Below are 18,290 nucleotides of genomic sequence, written 5' to 3' on the forward strand. Positions count from 1 at the left end.
GACACGGGCAAGTACAAGCGCACGCGGCTCTTCCTGATGACGCTGGGCTACAGCCGCAAGGCGGTGCGGCTGCTCACCTTCCGCTCGAGCGCCGAGATCTGGGCGAAGCTGCACGAGGAGGCGTTTCTATGGAATAGGGGACGTTGCTTCCTTTTATAACTTGACGCGAGGTGGCGGGCCTCGCGCCGTCTCCGCATGCCCCGCGGTCCCAGGCTCGACGCTCCCGGCGTCCTCCACCACGTGATGGCTCGCGGCATCGGCCGCGCCGCGTTTTTCCACGCTCTCCCTGTTCTACAGCCCTGCGAACGCTGCTATCCTCCACCGACCGGCCGAAGCGGAAAGGGGCGGACGATGCAGGACGTGCGGATCGCGATCGCGACGAACGACGGCGGGTGCCCGTACACGACGCCCGGCGAGCGGTTCGTCGTGAAGGGGACCAAGCTGTACCACCCGCCCGGCCAGGGGATCTGCTTCTTCGCCGTCTCGGCGATGATGCCGCACCTGGCGCTCCTCCAGGTCGACCCGGGCACCAACGACCACGAGGCGATGGAGATGCTCGAGTTCCAGTGCCCGCACAAGCACGTCGTGTACCGCGCCGAGCGGCTCGCCGACGCCGACATCACGGGCTGGTGAGGGGGGGCCCGCGATGAAGAAGCGCCGCAGGAACACGGCCCGCAGGATGTCCGAGCTGCCGCGCTGCGAAGTGGTGTCCGGGGCGGCCGAGACGCCGGCATCGCCGTGCGTGCCCGAGATCTCGGTCTTCGCGTACACGGACGACGCGCTCGAGGAGCGGAAGGAGATCGCGCTCGACGAGATCGCCGCGTACCGCGACCACCCGGGCACGGTCTGGATCAACGTGAACGGGCTCGGCGCGCAGGCGGCGATCGAGAAGATCTGCCTCCTGTACGGCGTGCACCCCCTCATCATCGAGGACATCCTGTCGACCAACCAGCGGCCGAAGTTCGAGGACTTCGACGCGTACCTGTCGATCGTGCTCAAGATGTTCTACCTCTCGGACGCCGGCGACGAGGTGATCACCGAGCAGGTGAGCCTCGTGCTCGGCAAGGGCTGGGTGCTCTCGTTTCAGGAGAAGCCGCAGCGCGACGTCTTCGAGCCGATCCGGGCCGCGCTGCGCGCGAGGAAGAAGAAGCTGCGCAAGAACGGCGCCGACTACCTCGCGTACGCGGTCATCGACGCGATCGTCGATCACTACTACGTGATCCTGGAGCGCCTGAGCGAGCGGCTCGAGGCGCTCGAGGACGAGGTGCTCGACTCGCCGTCGCAGAGCACGCTGCAGCAGCTGCACGAGCTGCGAAACGAGATCATCTTCCTGCGGCGCTCGGTCTGGCCGCTGCGCGAGGTGCTCGACAAGATCGGCCACCAGGACGACGAGCTGATCCGGCCGACGACCCGGGTGTACCTGCGCGACGTTTACGATCACACGGTGCAGGTCATGGACCAGATCGAGGTGCAGCGCGACATCGTCACCGGCCTGCTCGAGATGTACCTGTCGAGCGTCTCGTACAAGCTGAACGAGGTGCTGAAAAGGCTCACGATCATCACGACGATCTTCATGCCGCTCTCCGTGATCGCGGGGATCGGCGGCATGTCCGAGTGGACGATGATGACCGGCGGGGCAGGGAACTGGCACCTCGCCTACCCGCTGTTCTGCCTCGGCCTCGCCGCGATCGGCGTGGTCACCTACGTGTTCTTCAAGCTGAAGAAGTGGGCGTGATCGTGATCCCGTTGCCCCTCCTCGCGGCCATCGCCCTCGCCGCGCCGCTCAAGGTGGCGCTCCTGCCGAACGTCCCGCTCGTGGAGGCGACCGCCGAGGAGGCCGCGTGGCTCGACGGGAAGCTCGTCCGGGAGCTCGCGGCGCGCGCCGTCCTCGTGCCGCGGGAGGACGTGCTCGCGGCCATGGCCGCGCGGGGCGTCGCGGATCCGGCGGCGTGCGACGACGCGTGCCTCGTCGAGCTGGGGCGCGCGCTCGGCGCGGACCGGGTCGTGCGGCAGACGCTCTCGATGCAGAAGAAGGTCCAGTCCAAAGGCACGGTCTGGCAGTGGGTCGTGCACCAGGTCGACGTCGCCTCGGCGCGCCCGCACGGCCACTTCGAGCGGATGTGCATGTGCGCGCGGTCCGTGTGGGACGTCGTCGCGCGGCAGCACGCCGAACGCCTCCTCGCGTTCGATCCCGAAGCGCGGCTCGAGCTCGCAAAGGCCGTCCCCGCGCAGCCGACGGCCGGACCCGTCGAGGCGCCGGGCATGGTGTACGTCCCCGAGGGCGAGTTCGTCATGGGCGGCGAGTGGGGCGAGTGGGACGAGGAGCCGCGGCACGTCGTGCGCTTGGACGCCTTCTACATCGACGCGTACGAGGTCACGAACGAGGAGTACCAGCGCTGCATCGACGCGCGGCGGTGCGATCCGCAGGCGCACAGGGGCGATCGCTCGGTCATGGGCCCGCGCCAGCCGGTGGTCGCCGTGGGCTGGGACGACGCGGTCCGGTACTGCAAGTGGGCGGGCAAGCGGCTGCCCACCGAGGCCGAGTGGGAGAAGGCGGCGCGCGGCACGGACGAGCGGCGCTTCCCGTGGGGGGACGAGTGGCGCCGCGAGTGGGTGAACCTGCACGGCCTGGAGGACGGCTTCGCGGCCACGGCTCCGGTCGGCTCGTTCCCGTCGAACGTGAGCCCCTACGGCGCTTACGACATGGCGGGAAACGCCTGGGAGTGGGTGTCGGACTTCCACGACAAGCACTACTATAGGACGAGCCCGCGCGAGAACCCCAAGGGCCCGAAGGCGGGCGAAAGGCGGGTCATGCGCGGGGGCTCGTGGCTGTACGACGTCCCGTTCTTCGCCGTGGCGACGAACAGGAGCCCCGGCCGGCCGAAGGTCCACAAGATCTCCGTGGGCTTCCGCTGCGCGATGGACGCGCCGGCGCCGTAGGGGTGAAGCCCGCCGACTTCCGTGCGCCAACTATGGGCTTGTGCGCCGGGTTTGATATCTATTAACGTGCGTTGGCTCGAATTGCATCGATCCGTATCGGTTGAAGGAGGAGTCGTCTTGAGCGTTCGCCAAGGAGTCATCGTGCTCGCGCTCGTCGCCGCCGCAGCGCTCGTCGCGCTGTCCGCGGCGGCCCAGAAGGGCGCGGGTGCAAAACCCAAGCCGGTCCCGGCGGCCCAGCCCCCGGTCGAGGACGAGGAGGCCGCGCCAGACGAGGAGGCGGTCGACGCCGGGTTCGACGAGGAGGACGAGGGGGAGGCCGAGCCGCTCGATCTCAAGGCGCCCCGCGCGGGGGACGAGATCGAGCTCGACATGGGCGCGCTCGGCGAGATGGACCCCGAGAAGGACCTGAAGAAGGGCGGGGTGCTGGCGGACGACGGCGCGGCCGCCCAGCCGGTCCAGGACTGGACCGAGCGCGCGCTCGAGATCCTCGAGCTCCACGGCTACTTCCGCGTCCGCCCGGAGCTGTACCACAAGTTCTACATGCGAAACGACGAGGCGCTGTTCCCGCGCACCATGGAGACGCAGAGGAACGCGGGCACCGATCCGGACTACTACCTCGGCGAGGACTGCCGCGACGACAACGGCGGCCGCCGCAACTGCAACCAGGAGACGCTCGCGGGCGCGAACATGCGGCTGCGGGTCGAGCCGACGCTCAACATCTCCGAGGAGGTCTGGATCAAGACCCAGCTCGACTTCCTGGACAACGTGATGCTCGGCTCGTCGCCGTCGTCCTACAGGAACTGGGACGCGACCAGCGCGGCGACCGTCGATACGTACACCGTCCAGGGGTACAACATGGGCCCGCCCGAGACCCGGGACATGATCATCGTGCGCCGGGCGTGGGGCGAGGTGCTCACGCCGATAGGCCAGCTCCGGTTCGGCCGCATGGCCGATCACTGGGGCCTCGGCATGCTCCACAACGCGGGCAACGGTATCGATCAGGACTTCGGAGACAGCGTCGACCGCCTCATGTTCGCCGTGAAGATCAACGACTGGCTGCTGGCGCCGGCGTTCGACTTCCCGAACGAGGGGCCGTCCATGAACTCGGCCGCCGGAAGGCCGTTCGACGTCTCGCAGATGGACGACGCGTACCAGCTCACGGCGATCGTGGCGTACAAGCACGACGAGGAGGAGCAGCGCGCGCTCATCAAGCGCGGCGACGTGGTGATCAACACCGGGCTCCACTTCCAGTACCGCTCGCAGGTCCTCTCGTTCGACTACATCGACGACGGCGATCCGACCGACGAGACGACGATCGCCGACTTCCACTTCTTCCGCCGCGACATGTGGAACATCACGCCGGACTTCTGGTTCCAGCTCCTGTACGACACGTTCCACCTCGAGGTCGAGGCGGCGCTCATCTACGGGGAGATCGGCAACCCGGACCGCGAGCTGAGCAACTTCGACGACGCGAACACGCTGACGCTCGTGCAGTGGGGCGCCGTGCTCCAGGCCGACTACGGGCTGCTCTCGGATCAGCTCCGCATCGGCCTCGAGGTCGGCTTCGCCTCCGGCGATCCGGACGTCGAGGGGCTCACGCCGCCGACGACGTACGACCAGGCCAACTCCCCGGGCTCGAGCAAGTACACGTCGTTCTCCTTCAACCCGGCGTTTTCGAACGACTTCATCCTGTACCACCACGTCCTCGGATCGGTGTCCGGGAGCTACTACTTCCGGCCGTGGCTGAGCTACGACTTCCTGCGCAGCGCGATGGGAAAGAAGCTCGGCATCCGGTTCGACGTCATCTACAGCCGGGCCGTGTTCGCGGATTCGACGATCAGCAACTCGTCGGCGAACCTCGGCGTGGAGCTGAACGGGCAGGTGATGTACGTCTCCGCGGACAACTTCCACGCCGGGCTCAAGTACGGCGTGCTGTTCCCGCTCGGCGGGTTCAAGGGGACGTACGACCCGGACGGCGAGGAGGGCGAGGCCGCGCCGTTCAACGATCAGGATCTGACGATCCCGCAGACGCTGCAGGTGCTCCTGGGCATCTCGTTCTGACCGGCGTTGGCGCAGCGCGGGGATTCGGCTAGTATTGGGGCCGCGACGCCGCCCGAGGGGGGCGGGGCGACGAGGGGTCGAGGGAATGTCGAAGCGGACGAGGCAGCAGACGATCATCGAGCTGGTGGCGCGCAAGCGGATCCCGAGCCAGGCGGCGCTCGCCGACGAGCTCAAGAAGTCCGGCTACGCGGTGACCCAGGCGACGCTCTCCCGGGACATCGCCGAGCTGGACCTCGTCAAGTCCAAGGGCGGCTACACGCGGCCGCAGGACGCCGGGGGCTCGGGGACGCGCCCCGCGCCCGATCCGGTCGGCACCCTGAAGCGGCTCGTGATCAAGGTCGAGAGCGCGTTCAACCAGGTCGTCGTGCGCACGTCGCCGGGCGGGGCGGGCGCGGTCGCGCTGGCGCTGGACGACAAGCAGTACGACGACGTGCTCGGCACGATCGCGGGCGACGACACGATCCTGATCGTCACGCGTTCGACCGAGGCCGCGAAGGAGCTGAGCGGGAAGCTCTGCGAGCTCCTGGGTTAGGGGGCGAGGTGATGGCGATGGCGAACCGGCCGGTCGGTGTCGTATTCGGCCTCCTTCTCGGGCTCGGCGCGCTCGTGGCCGCGGTCGAGCCCGCCGAGGCCCAGGCGAAGAAGAGCGCGGGCGGGATCATCCGGCTCGAGGAGACGGTCATCGAGGGCCGCGTGCAGAAGCCGAACGCCTTCTTCATCAACACCCGCCAGGCGATGGTGTACGAGGTGATGGAGCTGCGCGAGAGCTTCGTCGGCGAGATCCCGAAGGCGATCGAAGGCGGCAAGTTCTGAGCTTGCGGCCCGCGAGGAGGAGCCATGAAGTGTCTGCGGTGTGAATCGGTCGACCTCGAGGTCCAGACCCGGGGCGAAGGGACCGACGTCGTGGAGATCGATCTCTGCCCGAAGTGCCGCGGCATCTGGCTGGACGCCAGCGAGCTCGCGAAGATCGACGACAACTTCTTCGTGGACGTCGAGAAGATGGAGCTCCTCGTGGCGACGGCGGCCGAGGACGACCGCGAGCTCTCCTGCCCGCGGTGCGACGGCGCGCCGCGCCTCGACAAGGTGCACCCGCGGAAGTTCAAGCGGCTCGTCATCGACAGGTGCCCCACGTGCCGCGGGTTCTGGCTCGATCGGGGCGAGCTCGAGAAGGTGCGGGACGTCTCCGACAAGCTCCTCGTGGCCTCGCTTCTCTCTCTGGACGACTGAGCCCGGCGTCGGGCGCAACTACCGCACGGGAGCGCGAGTTCGAATGGACAGCAAACTCTTCACGCAGCACGAGAAGGTCGACTGGAACGCGATCGGGCTCAAGAGCGGGCTCGAGATCCACCAGCAGCTCAAGACGGACCGCAAGCTGTTCTGCCGCTGCCCGGCCGGGCACTTCAGCGAGAAGGTCGACGCCAAGGTGCTCCGGCACATGCGGCCGACGCTCTCCGAGCTCGGCGAGTACGACGGCACGGCGCTGATGGAGTTCAAGACCAAGAAGAACATCATCTACCTCATGGATCGCAACACGGTGTGCACGTACGAGATGGACGACACGCCGCCTTTCGAGATCAACCGCGACGCGATCGACATCGGCCTCGAGATCGCGCTCGCGCTCAAGTGCAAGATCGTCGGCGAGATCCACGTCATCCGAAAACAGTACCTCGACGGCTCCATCCCGACTGGCTTCCAGCGGACGGCGATCCTGGGCGTCGACGGCGAGATCCCGTTCAGGGGCCGCAAGATCGGCATCATCCAGCTCAGCGTCGAGGAGGACTCCTGCCGCGAGGTGTCCGACGTCGGCCACGACATCACGTTCCGCACGGATCGCCTGTCGATGCCGCTCGTCGAGGTGGTCACGCACCCGCACATGGTCACGCCCGAGGAGGTCGCGACCGTGACGAAGTTCCTCGGCCGGATCATGCGATCCACGCACCGGGTGCGGCGCGGCGCCGGGGCGTCCCGCGAGGACGTGAACGTCAGCGCGACGGGCGGCACCCGGATCGAGATCAAGGGCGTGCCGAGCATCTCCTTCATCCCCGCGCTCGTCGGCAACGAGGCGCTCAGGCAGCGCGCGCTCCTGGAGCTGCGCGACGAGCTCGTGGCGGCGGGGATGACCGCCGAGGGGCTCAGGCACCAGGTGTACGACGTGGCGCACCTGTTCAAGGAGACGCGCTGCGCCGTCATCGCCGGCGCGCTCTCCCGCGGCCACGTGGTCAAGGCGGTGCGCGTGGACGGGATGCGCCGGGCGCTCGCGCGCCAGGTCGGCCCGAGCTGGACCTTCGCCGACGAGATCGGCGGCCGCGTCCGCGTGATCGCGTGCCTCGACGAGCCGCCGATCCTGATCCACCAGGGCAACCTCGCCGCCGCCGGGGTGTCCGGGGAGGAGTGGCGCACCGTGCGCCGCCGCTTGCGGGCCAAGGCCGAGGACGCCGTGATCCTCGTGCGCGGTCCCGTCTCCGACGTGGAGTGCGCCATCCGCGAGATCGTCGACCGGGTGCGCGAGCTCTTCGCCGGCATCCCGGGCGAGACGCGGCAGGTCCGGCGCGACGGCGGCACGGACTTCGAGCGGATCCTGCCCGGGCCGGACCGCATGTACCCGGACACGGACTCGGCGCCGATACCGGTCCCCGAGGCGTGGCTCACCGACATCAAGGGACGCATGGCGCCGCCGATCTGGGAGACGGACGCGCGGCTCGCCTCCCTGGGCCTGCCGCCGGACGTCGTCGACGTGCTCGGCATCTCGCCCAGGCTCCCGGTGTTCGACCACGCCGTCGCGCGCGGCGTGCGCCCGCTGGTCGCCGGCGCGCTGCTCACGCGCGTGTGGCGCGGGCTTGAGCGGCGCGGGAACCCGGTGACCGCGATCGATCCGAAGGCGCTTGACGACCTGTTCGCCGCCGCGGCCGCGGGCGAGGTGACCGCCGACGCGCTCCCGGCGCTGCTCGCCGATCTCGCGCTCGAGCCCGGCGTCCCCGTGCGGGCGCTGCTCGCCCGGCGCGAGATCTCCCCGCTCGCGGCGGCCGGACTGGCGGCGCGGCTCGATCCGCTGCTCGCGAAGGTCGAGGCGCCCCGCACGCGGCTTCCCGCCGCGCGCGTCCGCTACTACATGGGCGCGGTGATGCCGTCCCTCCTCGGCTCCATCGCAGGCGCCGCCGTCCACAAGGCGATCGCCGCCGCGGTCGAGAACGGGCGATGACGGCGGAGCGGGTCTTCAGCGGCATCCAGCCGACAGGCGAGATCCACCTCGGCAACTACCTCGGCGCCGTGAAGAAGTGGGTCGAGCTGACCGCGGATCACGACGCGATCTACTGCATCGTGGACGATCACGCCATCACGGTCGAGTACGACCCGGCGCGGCTCCCGGAGCTGACGTTCGGCGCGGTGCGGACCGCGATGGCGTGCGGGCTCGAGCCTTCGAGGTGCACGATCTTCGTGCAGTCGCACGTGCCCGAGCACGCGGAGCTGACGTGGCTCTTCAACACCGTCACGCCCCTGGGCTCGCTCTTCCGGATGACCCAGTTCAAGGACAAGGCGCGCAACGCCCTGAAGCGCGCGCTCTCGAAGAAGGAGGGCGGCGCGCGCCGGTCGGCGCTCTTCGCGCTCAGGCAGTCGGGCGAGGCCGCGGCGGCGATGGCCGAGGAGCTCGGGCGGGAGATCGCGGCGCTCGATCCCGACGCCGCGGAGGACGACGACGGGGGCGCGGCGCGTGTCAACGAGCGCATGGGCGCCCTCCTGCAGCACCTCCAGGTCGGCGTCGGCGTGGCGGAGGCGTCCACCGCGCTGCTCGACTACCCGGTGCTGCAGGCCGCCGACATCCTGCTCTACAAGGCGGCGCTGGTGCCGGTCGGGGAGGACCAGGAGCAGCACCTCGAGCTCGCGCGCGAGGTGGCCGAGCGGTTCAATAGGCGGTTCAAGGAGGTGTTCCCGCTCGTCCGGCGCGTGCGCGGCGAGGCGCCGCGGATCCTCGGGCTCGACGGCCGGCAGAAGATGTCGAAGAGCCTCGGGAACCACATCGGCGTGCTCGATCCGCCGAACGTCGTCGCGGCGAAGCTGAAGCCGGCGTACACGGATCCGCAGCGCGTGCGGCGATCCGATCCGGGGAGGCCCGAGCTGTGCAACATCTTCTCCCTGCACGGGTTCTTCACAGGCAGCATCGAGCGGGAGGAGATCGCCGCGGGGTGCCGCGCGGCGTGGATAGGCTGCGCCGACTGCAAGAAGGCGCTGGCCGTGGGAATAGACAGGGCGCTCGCGCCGATCCGGGAGCGCGCGGCGGCGCTCGAGGCGCGACCGATGGCCGTGCTCGACGCGCTCGACTCGGGCGCGGCGCGGGCGCGGGGGATCGCCGCGGCGACGATGGAGGAGGTCCGGGCCGCCATGGGCATCGGGAGGGCGGCGCTCGCCCGGTTTGCCAAATAGTTTGGCAACTCGGCCGAGGAGAAATAGTATCGGGTCGGGTGCCGCGCCGGTCGCGCGGCCGTAAGGAGAAGAGATCATGAGAACGGCGATCATCTGGGCGACGTTCGGGCTCGTCGCGTTGGGCGCGCTCGCGTGCGAAGAACCCGCGAAGAAGGCCTTCGTCGAGGGCGAGTTCCAGCTCTCGACCTCGTCCGCGGATTTCGGCTTCAACGGCAGCCTCGCCGAGGGCGGGGCGGAGTACTACGGATCCTGCGACTACTCGAGCTCGAACGAGCGGTTCGCGTTCGAGGTCGGCGACGCGAAGATGGTCAACGTCGACAGCGCGACGGAGCTGTACGTCAATTTCACCGGGATCCAGGGGCCCCCGACCGAGGGCGTCTACTCGGACGCCGCCGCCAAGATCCCGAAGGACGACGACTCGCTGCGCACGTACTTCGGGCACGCGATCATCAAGAACGGCGGCAACCAGTTCTCGTTCGATCAGCCGGACCCCGCCGACAACGCGAACTGCTTCGTCGTGCTGTTCGCCAAGGCCGCGGACGGAGAGGTGACGCCGATCGAGGAGAAGTCGTTCGGCTACTACGTCGAGTTCCACTGCACGAGCCTCGACGATGTCGAGGACTCCGCCGGGCAGCCGCTCACGGCGTTCAACGGCTACTTCTACTTCAAGGGCTGCAAGTAAAGTCCCCGACCGCCATGCGCGTCCGCACCAAGATCTGGCTGGAGACGGACGACGGGCTGCCGGTGCTCGGCGACGGCCGGCTCGGGATCCTGGAGGCGATCGCGCGCACCGGATCGCTGAGCGCCGCGGCGCGGGAGCTCGGCATGTCGTACCGCGCGCTCTGGGGGAAGGTGCGCTCCGCCGAGGAGCGGCTCGGCGTCCCGCTCGTCCGCGGGTTCGCGGGCGGCGAGCACCACGGCGGGGCGGCGCTGACCGACGAGGCGCGCTCGCTGGTCGCGGCGTTCACGGCGCTGCGCGACAAGGCCGAGGCGGCCGTGGGAAAGCTCGCCGCAAAGGAGCTCAAGGGTCACCTGCCGAGCCGGTGAGGCGCGCTCCCTCGTCCAAGTCGAAACGTGCGGGAAGGAGCGTACCGGAATGACCCGCGCGGGATCCACGCGGGCTGGGAACGGGACGACTCGGGCTCTGCGAAAACCCGCGCAGGATCTGCGCGGGCTGGATCAGTCCTCGGGTTCCACGTCCGGCCAGATGGTTCCGCGGAAATGGGGTCAATCCATTACAAATAACAATTCCTTGAATGCCATCGACCAATCGCAACCAGATCGAATAGGATCGAATAGGGGACGTTGCTTCCTTTTGTAACTTACGTCTCTGACCCGCAGGCGCGAGGCCCACGTCGGCGAGCACGCGCTTCGAAAAGACGGGAACGCTTCGTCCGAAACGCAGGACGCCTCACCATCGCGAGAAGACGCACGACTTCTGCGCAGGAAGAGCCGGTGCGAGCCGGAAAATCGGCTCCGCAGGCAGCAGGACAAGGGAAGAAAGACGCAAGGACCCGCGCCTGCGCCGAAAGGCGCCCCGACGCGCAGGCGAGGGAGCGTCTCTTTTCGCGCAAGGGCGCATCACTGCGCCGCGAGGAGCTGTCGCTGCGGCGCAAGGACGGGCCGCTGTGCGGCGCGAATACTCGGCTTATGCGAAGAGAATTGGGCGCCAAGCGGCACGCACTGCTCGTTCGTGCGCCTCGAGCCTCGGCTCAGGTCCCGCGGCGCAGGTCGCGCAGGAGCTTGCCCAAGGGCCGCGCGCGCAGCGGGCGCTCGAGCAGGGCCGCAGCGCCGCTCCCCTTGGCCGCCCGCGCGACGTCGGGCGTCGCCGCGAGGCTCGTCGCCACGAGCTCCGTGGCGCTCGTCGCCTCGTGGGTGCGCAGCGCCCTGAGCGCCGCGAAGCCGTCGGCCTGCCCGAGGAACAGATCGATGATCGCGAGCCGCGGCCGGATCTGGCCGGCCGTGACGAGCGCCTCGGGGAGCGACCGCGCGACCACGCCGACGAGGCCGGTGCCGCGCCCGGTCAGGTTGCCGAACATCTCGATCGTCGCCGCGTCGTCGTCCGCGAGCAGCACGACGACGTCGTCCTCCCGCTCGTCGGCGGCGCGCCGCGCCGAGGTGCCGCGCCGGAAGGGCCGCTCGTAGTGCTGCGCCGTGTGGCGCACGATCCGCGCCTCCGTCCCGTCCGAGGCGACCATGGAGAGCGCGCTCCCGTCCTGCGGGAGCAGCAGCTGCTCGCCGAGGAACCTCACGAACTCGCGCTCGTTCGCGAGCAGGGAGATCGCCTCCTCGGCCGAGAGGTAGCCCGCGGCGACGTGCGACAGGACGGCGATGTCGACGCCTGTCGACTGGGAGAGGGCGAGCAGCCGCGCCGCGTCGCCGACCGCGATCTGCCCGTGCTTCCAGCGGCTCGTCCGCGCGCTCTCGAGGCCGATGACGCGACCGATGTCCGCGTCGCTCACCCGCTCGGCGGGGAGGCGGGCGTCGACCACCGCCCGGGCCAGGCGGAACAGCTCTCTGCTCGCAGGGAACAAGGGCGATCGCGCCACGCAGGCTCCTTCCGCGGCGGCCGGGGCGATCCGCCGCCTCGCCTTTGTGTAGGGGAACTCGATTGGGGTTGCAAAGAGAAAAAGGCGTGGCACAGAATGGCGCCCGAAAGACGTGCGAGAGGACGAGGAGAATGGCCGAGCCAAAAAGGAAAGAGCGACCCGCGGCGCAGCTGCTCCAGGGCAACGTCGCGGCGGCGGAGGCCGCCATCCGGGCGGGCTGCCGCTTCTTCGCCGGGTACCCGATCACGCCGTCGAGCGAGATCATGGTGCGCATGGCCGAGCTCCTGCGCGAGCGGGGCGGCGCGTTCATGCAGATGGAGGACGAGATCGCGTCGATCTGCGCGGTCGCCGGCGCGTCCTGGAGCGGCGCGAAGGCGATGACCGCCACCTCCGGGCCGGGGTTCAGCCTCATGCAGGAGGGGCTCGGCTACGCGTACTTCACCGAGACGCCGCTCGTGCTCATCGACGTCCAGCGCGCCGGGCCCGCGACCGGGCAGGCGACGCACGTCGCGCAGGGCGACGTCATGCAGTTCCGCTACGGCTCGCACGGCGACCTGTTCCCGATCGCGCTCGTGCCGTGGTCCGTGCAGGAGATGTACGATCTCACGATCCGCGCGTTCAACCTCGCCGAGCGGTTCCGCACGCCCGTGTTCCTCGCCGCGGACGAGGCGGTCGGCCACCTGCGCGAGAACGCGGTGCTGCACGACGACTACGAGGTCGTCGATCGCGTGCGCTTCGGCGACGGCGATCCGTTCGGCTCGGCGGATCCCGCGGGCGTCCCCGTGATGCCGGCGTTCGGCGACGGCCGCGCGCTCATGGTCACCGGCTCGACCCACGATCCGAAGGGGTTTCGGAAGGTGGACGATCCGAACGTCCACGACGCGCTCGTCACGCGGCTGATGCGCAAGGTGATGGATCACGCGGACGAGATCGTCGAGGTCGACGCGCACCTGCTCGACGACGCGGAGATCGGCATCGTCGCGTACGGCATCTCGGCGCGCACCTCGATAGCGGCGGTGAAGAGGCTGCGCGCGAAGGGCGTCAAGGCCGGGCTCCTGCGGCTGAAGACGCTCTGGCCGTTCCCCGAGCGCGAGATCGCGAGGCTCGGGGAGAGGGTGCGCGCGATCGTCGTCCCGGAGCTCAACAAGGGGATGATCGCGGGCGTCGTGCGCGGCTGCACGAGGGCGCGGGTCCTCTCGATCACGCAGACCAACGGCAAGACGATCGATCCTTCGCGGGTCGTGCGCTTCGCGGAGGAGATGTCATGACCCGGGCGATGGAGCAGTACCTGCGCAAGGGGCTCAAGGGGACGGCGTTCTGCCCGGGCTGCGGCCACGGCCTCCTGCTCGGATCGATCCTCCGCGCGGTCGACAGGCTCGGCATCCCGCAGGACGATCTCTTGTTCGTCTCCGGCATCGGCTGCGCGGCTTGGATCCCGAGCCCGAACATCGGCACCGACACGCTGCACACGCTGCACGGCCGGGCGATCCCGTTCGCGACCGGCGCCAAGCTCGCGAACCCGAAGCTCACGACGATCATCGCGTCCGGCGACGGCGACCTCACGTCGATAGGCGGCAACCACCTCATCCACGCGGCGCGGCGCGATCTCGACGTCACGGTCATCTGCGCGAACAACCAGATCTACGGCATGACCGGCGGCCAGACCGCCTGCACGACGCCCGTCGGCACGCACACGGCGACGGATCCCGCGGGCAACGTCTTCCGGCCGTTCGACGTCTGCAGGCTCGTGAAGGCGGCCGGCGCGCGGTACGCGGCGCGCTACCCGGTCACGCGGCCGGTCGAGCTCATCGACGCCATCGAGAAGGCGATCCGGATCAAGGGGTTCACCTTCGTGGAGGCGATCTCGCCGTGCCCGACGCAGTACGGGCGTCGCAACGCGCTCGGCGATCTCGCGAAGCTGTACGAGGCCGTCGACGCCTCGTGCGTCACGGCGGAGGAGGCCGCGCGCCTCGGCGAGGACGAGCGGCGCCGCCGCTTCGTGGTCGGGGAGGTCGTGTCATGAGCGGCGGGAAGACGATGCAGATCCGGATAGGCGGCGAGGCCGGCCAGGGCGTGATCCTGGCGGGCGTGATCCTCGCGCAGGCGGCCATGAACGACCATAGGCAGGTCGCCCAGTCCGCGCGCTACGGCGCGGCGATGCGCGGCGGCGACGCGACGGTGGACGTCGTCATCTCGGACGAGCCCATCGACTACCCGCACGTCGAGGCGGCGGACGTCCTCGTCGTGCTGTCGCAGCCGACGTACGAGGCGCTCGTGCCCAAGCGCGGCGCGGGCGCGCTCGTCTGCTACGACCCGTTCTTCGTGAAGCCCAAGGAGGGCTTCGCGGAGCGCCAGATCCCGATCGAGGCGACCGAGACGGCGATCCGGAAGTTCGGCAAGGCGACCGCGGCGAACCAGATCGTGCTCGGGTTCCTCAACGCCGCGTCCGGCGCCGTGACCTGGGAGAGCCTCGTCGCGGCCGTCGGCGACGAGTCGCCCAGGTTCCGAGCGACGAACCTCGAGGCGCTGGAGCTCGGCCGGGCGCTCGCCGCCGCGGCCGGGCTGGAGGTGCGCTGATGGGCAACGGGAGAACGCACCGGCCGGAGCTGGATCCTCTGAAATGCAGCGCGTGCGGCGGGTGCACGTGGCGCTGTCCCGCGACCGTGCTTCCGTCGCTCAGGCGCGAGGCGGGGTCGCTGCGCGGCGCGCTCTACGCGCAGCGGCCGTACCCCGGCGAGCCCGCGGAGAAGCCGCCGTGCGTGATGGCGTGCCCGCTCGGGCAGGACGTGCCCGGCTACGTGAGCGCCATCGCGAGGGGCGACCTCGAGGGGGCGGCCCGCATCATCCGCGCGACCAACGCCCTGCCGTCGGTGTGCGGGAGGCTCTGCCTCGCGGCCTGCATGCGCGCCTGCTCGCGGGCCGCGATCGACGAGGGCGTCGACATCCGCGGGCTCAAGAGGGCGGCGGCGGACGCCGTCCCGGCGCCCGGCCCGGGCGCGCGAAAGGAGACCGGTCCAAGGGTCGCCGTCGTCGGCGCCGGCCCGGCGGGCCTCGCGGCGGCGCACAGGCTCGCGGAGCTCGGCGCCTCGGTCACGATCTTCGAGGCCGAGAGGGCGGCCGGGGGCATGCTGGCCGACACGGTGCCGGCGTTCGCCATGCCCGAGGAGGCGCTCGCCGCGGACGTCGCCGCGATCGTCGCCGCGGGCGTCGCGATCCGCACGGGCGCCCGGGTCGGCAGGGACGTGTCGATAGCGTCCCTGGAGGCCGACTTCGGCGCGATCCTCGTCGCGACCGGCGCCCGCCGCGGCGTCGTGCCGGCGCTCCCGGGCCGCGAGCTCGAGGGCGTCGTCGACGCGGTGTCCTTCTGCAGGAAGGCGCGGCGCGACGCGAAGATCCGAGTCTCGGGCGACGTCGTGGTGCTCGGCGGCGGGAGGACGGCGCTCCTGACGGCGCGGCTCGCGCTCGGGCTCGGCGCCTCCTCGGCGTCGGTCGTGCACCCGGCTCCCCGGGCCGCGTGGCCGGCCGGCGAGGACGCGCTCGGGAGCGCCGAGGAAGAGGGGGTCGCGGTTCTCGCCGAGAGGCGAGCCGTCGCGCTCGAGGGCGCGGGCGGCGCCGTGTCCGCGGTGTCCGTCCAGGCCGTGAAGCCCGGGGCAAAGGATCGCGTGGGCCGCGTCGCGCTCCCGGCGGGCGGCGCGAGGCAGCGCCTCGAGGCGTCGGTGGTCGTCGCCGCGGGCGACAGGCGGCCGGACGACGGGCTCGAGATCGAGGGCGCCTCGCGCGGCGTGATCGGGAGCTTCGCCGTGGACGGCGCGTACCGGCTCGGGCGGACGCGCTGGTACGCGGCGGGCGAGGCGGCCACGGGCGCCGCGACGATCGTCGACTCGATGGCGACCGGACGCCGCGCCGCCGAGAGCATCGTCGCCGACTCGAGCGTGAAGAGCGGAGGGAGCCGATGACCACCCGGACCACCATCGACATCGGGAGGATGGACGCGGTGCTCGCGAAGCACGCCGCCGGAGACCAGGGCGCGATGGTGCCGCTGCTCCAGGACGTGCAGGCGATCTACAACTACCTCCCCGCCCAGGCGATCCGCGCGGTGGCCGAGCACCTCCGGGTCCCGCTCGCCAAGGCGTACTCGGTCGCGACGTTCTACAAGGCGTTCAGCCTGAAGCCGCGCGGCCGGACCATCGTGAAGCTGTGCATGGGCACGAGCTGCCACATCCGCGGCGCGTCGATCGTCCTCGACGACGTGAAGAGCGGGCTCGGCATCGGCCCGGGCGAGACGACGCCGGACATGGAATACACGGTCGAGATCGTCAACTGCGTCGGCGCCTGCGCGCTCGCGCCGATCGTCATCGCGGGCGACAGGTACCTCGCGGACGTGAAGCCGGGGACGATCGTCAGGCGGCTCGAGGACGCACGAGAAAGACGGACATGCGAATAGCGACTCCAAGAGACCTGGAAGCCCTGCGAAGGAAGCTCGTCGAGGCGGACGGCAGGATCGCGCGGAGGCTGCTCGTGTGCGGCGGCACCGGGTGCGTGGCGTCCGGCGCCCTCGAGCTCCGCGCGGCGCTCGCCGCCGAGGCGGAGAGGGCCGGGTTGCGCGTCGAGACGCAGCTCGCCCCGTGCCTCGAGGGGAGCGGGGCGCCCACGCTGCTCGCGGTCACCGGCTGCCAGGGGCTGTGCGAGGCCGGGCCGCTCGTGCGGATCGAGCCGGACGGCGTCCTGTACACGCGCGTCCAGCCCGCGGCGGCGGCGGAGATCGTCGCCGCGCTCGCGAAGGGCGAGGTCGTCGAGAGGCTGCTCCTCCCCGCCCCGGGCAAGAAGGGCGGGCGGCTCAAGGGACGCGCACAGATCCCGTTCTTCAGGGGACAGAAGTTCGTTGCGCTGGAGGGGTGCGGCCACGTCGATCCCGAGAGCCTCGACTCCTACGTCGCGGCCGGCGGCTTCCGGGCGCTCGCCAAGGCGCTCGAGATGCCGCCGTCGGCGGTGATAGGCGAGGTCGAGCTGTCGGGGCTGCGCGGCCGGGGCGGCGGCGGCTTCGCGACCGGGCGCAAGTGGCGCTCGTGCGTCGCGGCCGAGGGCGACGAGAGGTTCGTCGTGTGCAACGGCGACGAGGGCGATCCGGGCGCGTTCATGGACTGCGCGGTCATGGAGGGCGACCCCTTCCGCGTGCTCGAGGGCATGATCATCTGCGCCCACGCGGTCGGCGCCAAGCGCGGCTTCATCTACGTGCGCAACGAGTACCCGCGGGCCGTCAAGCGGCTCGGCGCGGCGATAGGGCTGCTCCGCGAGGCGGGGCTGCTCGGCGAGAGGATCCTGGGCAGCGACCTCCGCTTCGACGTCGCGATCAGCCGGGGCGGCGGCGCGTTCGTGTGCGGCGAGTCGTCGGCGCTCATGCGCAGCATCGAGGGGAACGTCGGCGAGCCGCGCGCGAAGTACGTGCGCTCGGTGCAGCGCGGCTTGTACGAAAAGCCGACCGTCCTGAACAACGTCGAGACGTTCGCCTGCGTGCCGGCCATCGTCCGCGACGGCGGCGCCGCGTTCAAGCAGGTCGGCACGGCCGGGTCTCCCGGCACGAAGGCGTTCTGCCTCGTGGGCAAGGTGCAGAACACCGGGCTCATCGAGGTGCCGATGGGGACGAAGCTGCGCGACGTCGTCTTCGGCATCGGGGGCGGCATCATCGACGATCGGCCGTTCAAGGCGGTGCAGACCGGCGGGCCGTCCGGCGGCTGCATCCCCGAGGCGAAGCTCGATCTGCCGGTCGACTTCGACGCGCTCGCGTCCGCGGGCTCGATGATGGGCTCGGGCGGCATGATCGTCATGGACGACCGCACGTGCATGGTCGACGTGGCGCGCTACTTCCTCGAGTTCCTGCTCGAGGAGTCGTGCGGCAAGTGCGTGCCGTGCCGCGAGGGGATCTTCCAGCTCCACGCGCTCGTTTCGAAGATCGGGAGGGGCGAGGGGGAGGAGGGCGACCTCGACAGGATCGTGCGGCTGGCCGAGGACGTCCGGGTCTCGTCCCTGTGCGGGCTCGGCAAGTCCGCGCCGAACCCGGTGCTGAGCACGATCGCGAGCTTCCGGGAAGAGTACGAGATCCACATCCGCGACAAGAGGTGCCCGGCGGGCGTGTGCCGCGCGATCACGACGTTCGCGATCGACGCGTCGGCGTGCACGGGGTGCATGGCGTGCGTCAAGCCGTGCCCGACCGATGCGATCTCGGGCGAGAAAAAGAGGCCGCACGTCATCGACGAGCGGAAGTGCACGCGCTGCGGCGCCTGCCGGGTCGTGTGCAGGTACGACGCCGTGCGGGTCGTCTAG

The 18,290-nt window shown here is 70.4% G+C and carries 18 protein-coding genes; 17 read left to right on the forward strand and 1 reads right to left on the reverse strand.

Annotated features, from left to right (window positions below):
- The first annotated feature begins 351 nt into the window (after positions 1-351).
- The 11 genes from M0R80_04425 (at position 352) to M0R80_04475 (ending at position 10,467) form a co-directional block, all read left to right on the forward strand.
- Complete coding sequence (locus tag M0R80_04425; GenBank protein ID MCK9458863.1) at positions 352-633, forward strand: hypothetical protein; 282 nt, start codon at positions 352-354, stop codon at positions 631-633.
- A gap of 13 nt (positions 634-646) precedes the next feature.
- Complete coding sequence (corA, locus tag M0R80_04430) at positions 647-1,735, forward strand: magnesium/cobalt transporter CorA (GenBank protein ID MCK9458864.1); 1,089 nt, start codon at positions 647-649, stop codon at positions 1,733-1,735.
- Positions 1,726-2,940: an SUMF1/EgtB/PvdO family nonheme iron enzyme gene (locus tag M0R80_04435; protein ID MCK9458865.1), complete on the forward strand. Its 1,215-nt coding sequence runs from the start codon at positions 1,726-1,728 to the stop codon at positions 2,938-2,940. The genes corA and M0R80_04435 overlap by 10 nt, the downstream gene beginning before the upstream one ends.
- A 117-nt stretch (positions 2,941-3,057) precedes the next feature.
- Positions 3,058-5,001 (forward strand): TIGR04551 family protein, encoded by a 1,944-nt coding sequence (locus M0R80_04440; protein ID MCK9458866.1) that lies wholly within the window; start codon positions 3,058-3,060, stop codon positions 4,999-5,001.
- Between the two features lie 85 nt (positions 5,002-5,086).
- A complete protein-coding gene (locus tag M0R80_04445; GenBank protein ID MCK9458867.1) occupies positions 5,087-5,533 on the forward strand; it encodes a hypothetical protein in 447 nt (148 codons plus the stop codon).
- Positions 5,534-5,544: 11 nt separating this feature from the next.
- Positions 5,545-5,814: a hypothetical protein gene (locus M0R80_04450; GenBank protein ID MCK9458868.1), complete on the forward strand. Its 270-nt coding sequence runs from the start codon at positions 5,545-5,547 to the stop codon at positions 5,812-5,814.
- 24 nt (positions 5,815-5,838) lie between these two features.
- Positions 5,839-6,228, forward strand: coding sequence for a zf-TFIIB domain-containing protein (locus M0R80_04455; protein MCK9458869.1), 390 nt, complete (start codon positions 5,839-5,841; stop codon positions 6,226-6,228).
- A 43-nt stretch (positions 6,229-6,271) separates the two neighbouring features.
- Entirely contained in the window at positions 6,272-8,200 is a 1,929-nt protein-coding gene (gene gatE, locus M0R80_04460) for a Glu-tRNA(Gln) amidotransferase subunit GatE (protein MCK9458870.1), read from the forward strand.
- A complete protein-coding gene (locus M0R80_04465; GenBank protein ID MCK9458871.1) occupies positions 8,197-9,420 on the forward strand; it encodes a tryptophan--tRNA ligase in 1,224 nt (407 codons plus the stop codon). The genes gatE and M0R80_04465 overlap by 4 nt, the downstream gene beginning before the upstream one ends.
- A gap of 76 nt (positions 9,421-9,496) precedes the next feature.
- Positions 9,497-10,102 (forward strand): hypothetical protein, encoded by a 606-nt coding sequence (locus M0R80_04470; protein ID MCK9458872.1) that lies wholly within the window; start codon positions 9,497-9,499, stop codon positions 10,100-10,102.
- A 14-nt stretch (positions 10,103-10,116) separates the two neighbouring features.
- Complete coding sequence (locus M0R80_04475) at positions 10,117-10,467, forward strand: LysR family transcriptional regulator (GenBank protein ID MCK9458873.1); 351 nt, start codon at positions 10,117-10,119, stop codon at positions 10,465-10,467.
- Between the two features lie 665 nt (positions 10,468-11,132).
- Here M0R80_04475 and M0R80_04480 read toward each other — a convergent pair.
- Positions 11,133-11,969, reverse strand: a complete 837-nt coding sequence (locus M0R80_04480; protein MCK9458874.1) for a response regulator — start codon at positions 11,967-11,969, stop codon at positions 11,133-11,135.
- A gap of 131 nt (positions 11,970-12,100) precedes the next feature.
- Between M0R80_04480 and M0R80_04485 the strand changes: the two genes are divergently transcribed.
- The 6 genes from M0R80_04485 to M0R80_04510 are packed head-to-tail and all read left to right on the forward strand — an operon-like array spanning position 12,101 to position 18,290.
- Positions 12,101-13,237: a 2-oxoacid:acceptor oxidoreductase subunit alpha gene (locus M0R80_04485; protein MCK9458875.1), complete on the forward strand. Its 1,137-nt coding sequence runs from the start codon at positions 12,101-12,103 to the stop codon at positions 13,235-13,237.
- Positions 13,234-13,992, forward strand: a complete 759-nt coding sequence (locus M0R80_04490) for a thiamine pyrophosphate-dependent enzyme (GenBank protein MCK9458876.1) — start codon at positions 13,234-13,236, stop codon at positions 13,990-13,992. Before M0R80_04485 ends, M0R80_04490 begins: the two co-directional genes overlap by 4 nt.
- On the forward strand, positions 13,989-14,546 hold the full coding sequence (locus tag M0R80_04495; protein MCK9458877.1) for a 2-oxoacid:acceptor oxidoreductase family protein: 558 nt from the start codon (positions 13,989-13,991) through the stop codon (positions 14,544-14,546). Before M0R80_04490 ends, M0R80_04495 begins: the two co-directional genes overlap by 4 nt.
- Entirely contained in the window at positions 14,546-15,925 is a 1,380-nt protein-coding gene (locus tag M0R80_04500) for an FAD-dependent oxidoreductase (protein MCK9458878.1), read from the forward strand. Before M0R80_04495 ends, M0R80_04500 begins: the two co-directional genes overlap by 1 nt.
- The gene (locus tag M0R80_04505) at positions 15,922-16,413 is read left to right on the forward strand and encodes an NAD(P)H-dependent oxidoreductase subunit E (protein ID MCK9458879.1); all 492 of its coding nucleotides are present in this window, start codon (positions 15,922-15,924) and stop codon (positions 16,411-16,413) included. Before M0R80_04500 ends, M0R80_04505 begins: the two co-directional genes overlap by 4 nt.
- Positions 16,404-18,290 (forward strand): 4Fe-4S binding protein, encoded by a 1,887-nt coding sequence (locus M0R80_04510; GenBank protein ID MCK9458880.1) that lies wholly within the window; start codon positions 16,404-16,406, stop codon positions 18,288-18,290. Before M0R80_04505 ends, M0R80_04510 begins: the two co-directional genes overlap by 10 nt.

Source organism: Pseudomonadota bacterium, assembly GCA_023229365.1.
GTDB lineage: Bacteria > Myxococcota_A > Polyangia > JAAYKL01 > JAAYKL01 > JALNZK01.

Bases quoted from the DNA above. Each gene is read 5' to 3' on its own strand.
- M0R80_04425 (MCK9458863.1), top strand. From the start codon at position 352: ATGCAGGACGTGCGGATCGCGATCGCGACGAACGACGGCGGGTGCCCG.
- corA (MCK9458864.1), top strand. From the start codon at position 647: ATGAAGAAGCGCCGCAGGAACACGGCCCGCAGGATGTCCGAGCTGCCG.
- M0R80_04445 (MCK9458867.1), top strand. From the start codon at position 5,087: ATGTCGAAGCGGACGAGGCAGCAGACGATCATCGAGCTGGTGGCGCGC.
- M0R80_04450 (MCK9458868.1), top strand. From the start codon at position 5,545: ATGGCGATGGCGAACCGGCCGGTCGGTGTCGTATTCGGCCTCCTTCTC.
- M0R80_04455 (MCK9458869.1), top strand. From the start codon at position 5,839: ATGAAGTGTCTGCGGTGTGAATCGGTCGACCTCGAGGTCCAGACCCGG.
- gatE (MCK9458870.1), top strand. From the start codon at position 6,272: ATGGACAGCAAACTCTTCACGCAGCACGAGAAGGTCGACTGGAACGCG.
- M0R80_04465 (MCK9458871.1), top strand. From the start codon at position 8,197: ATGACGGCGGAGCGGGTCTTCAGCGGCATCCAGCCGACAGGCGAGATC.
- M0R80_04470 (MCK9458872.1), top strand. From the start codon at position 9,497: ATGAGAACGGCGATCATCTGGGCGACGTTCGGGCTCGTCGCGTTGGGC.
- M0R80_04475 (MCK9458873.1), top strand. From the start codon at position 10,117: ATGCGCGTCCGCACCAAGATCTGGCTGGAGACGGACGACGGGCTGCCG.
- M0R80_04485 (MCK9458875.1), top strand. From the start codon at position 12,101: ATGGCCGAGCCAAAAAGGAAAGAGCGACCCGCGGCGCAGCTGCTCCAG.
- M0R80_04490 (MCK9458876.1), top strand. From the start codon at position 13,234: ATGACCCGGGCGATGGAGCAGTACCTGCGCAAGGGGCTCAAGGGGACG.
- M0R80_04495 (MCK9458877.1), top strand. From the start codon at position 13,989: ATGAGCGGCGGGAAGACGATGCAGATCCGGATAGGCGGCGAGGCCGGC.
- M0R80_04500 (MCK9458878.1), top strand. From the start codon at position 14,546: ATGGGCAACGGGAGAACGCACCGGCCGGAGCTGGATCCTCTGAAATGC.
- M0R80_04505 (MCK9458879.1), top strand. From the start codon at position 15,922: ATGACCACCCGGACCACCATCGACATCGGGAGGATGGACGCGGTGCTC.
- M0R80_04510 (MCK9458880.1), top strand. From the start codon at position 16,404: ATGCGAATAGCGACTCCAAGAGACCTGGAAGCCCTGCGAAGGAAGCTC.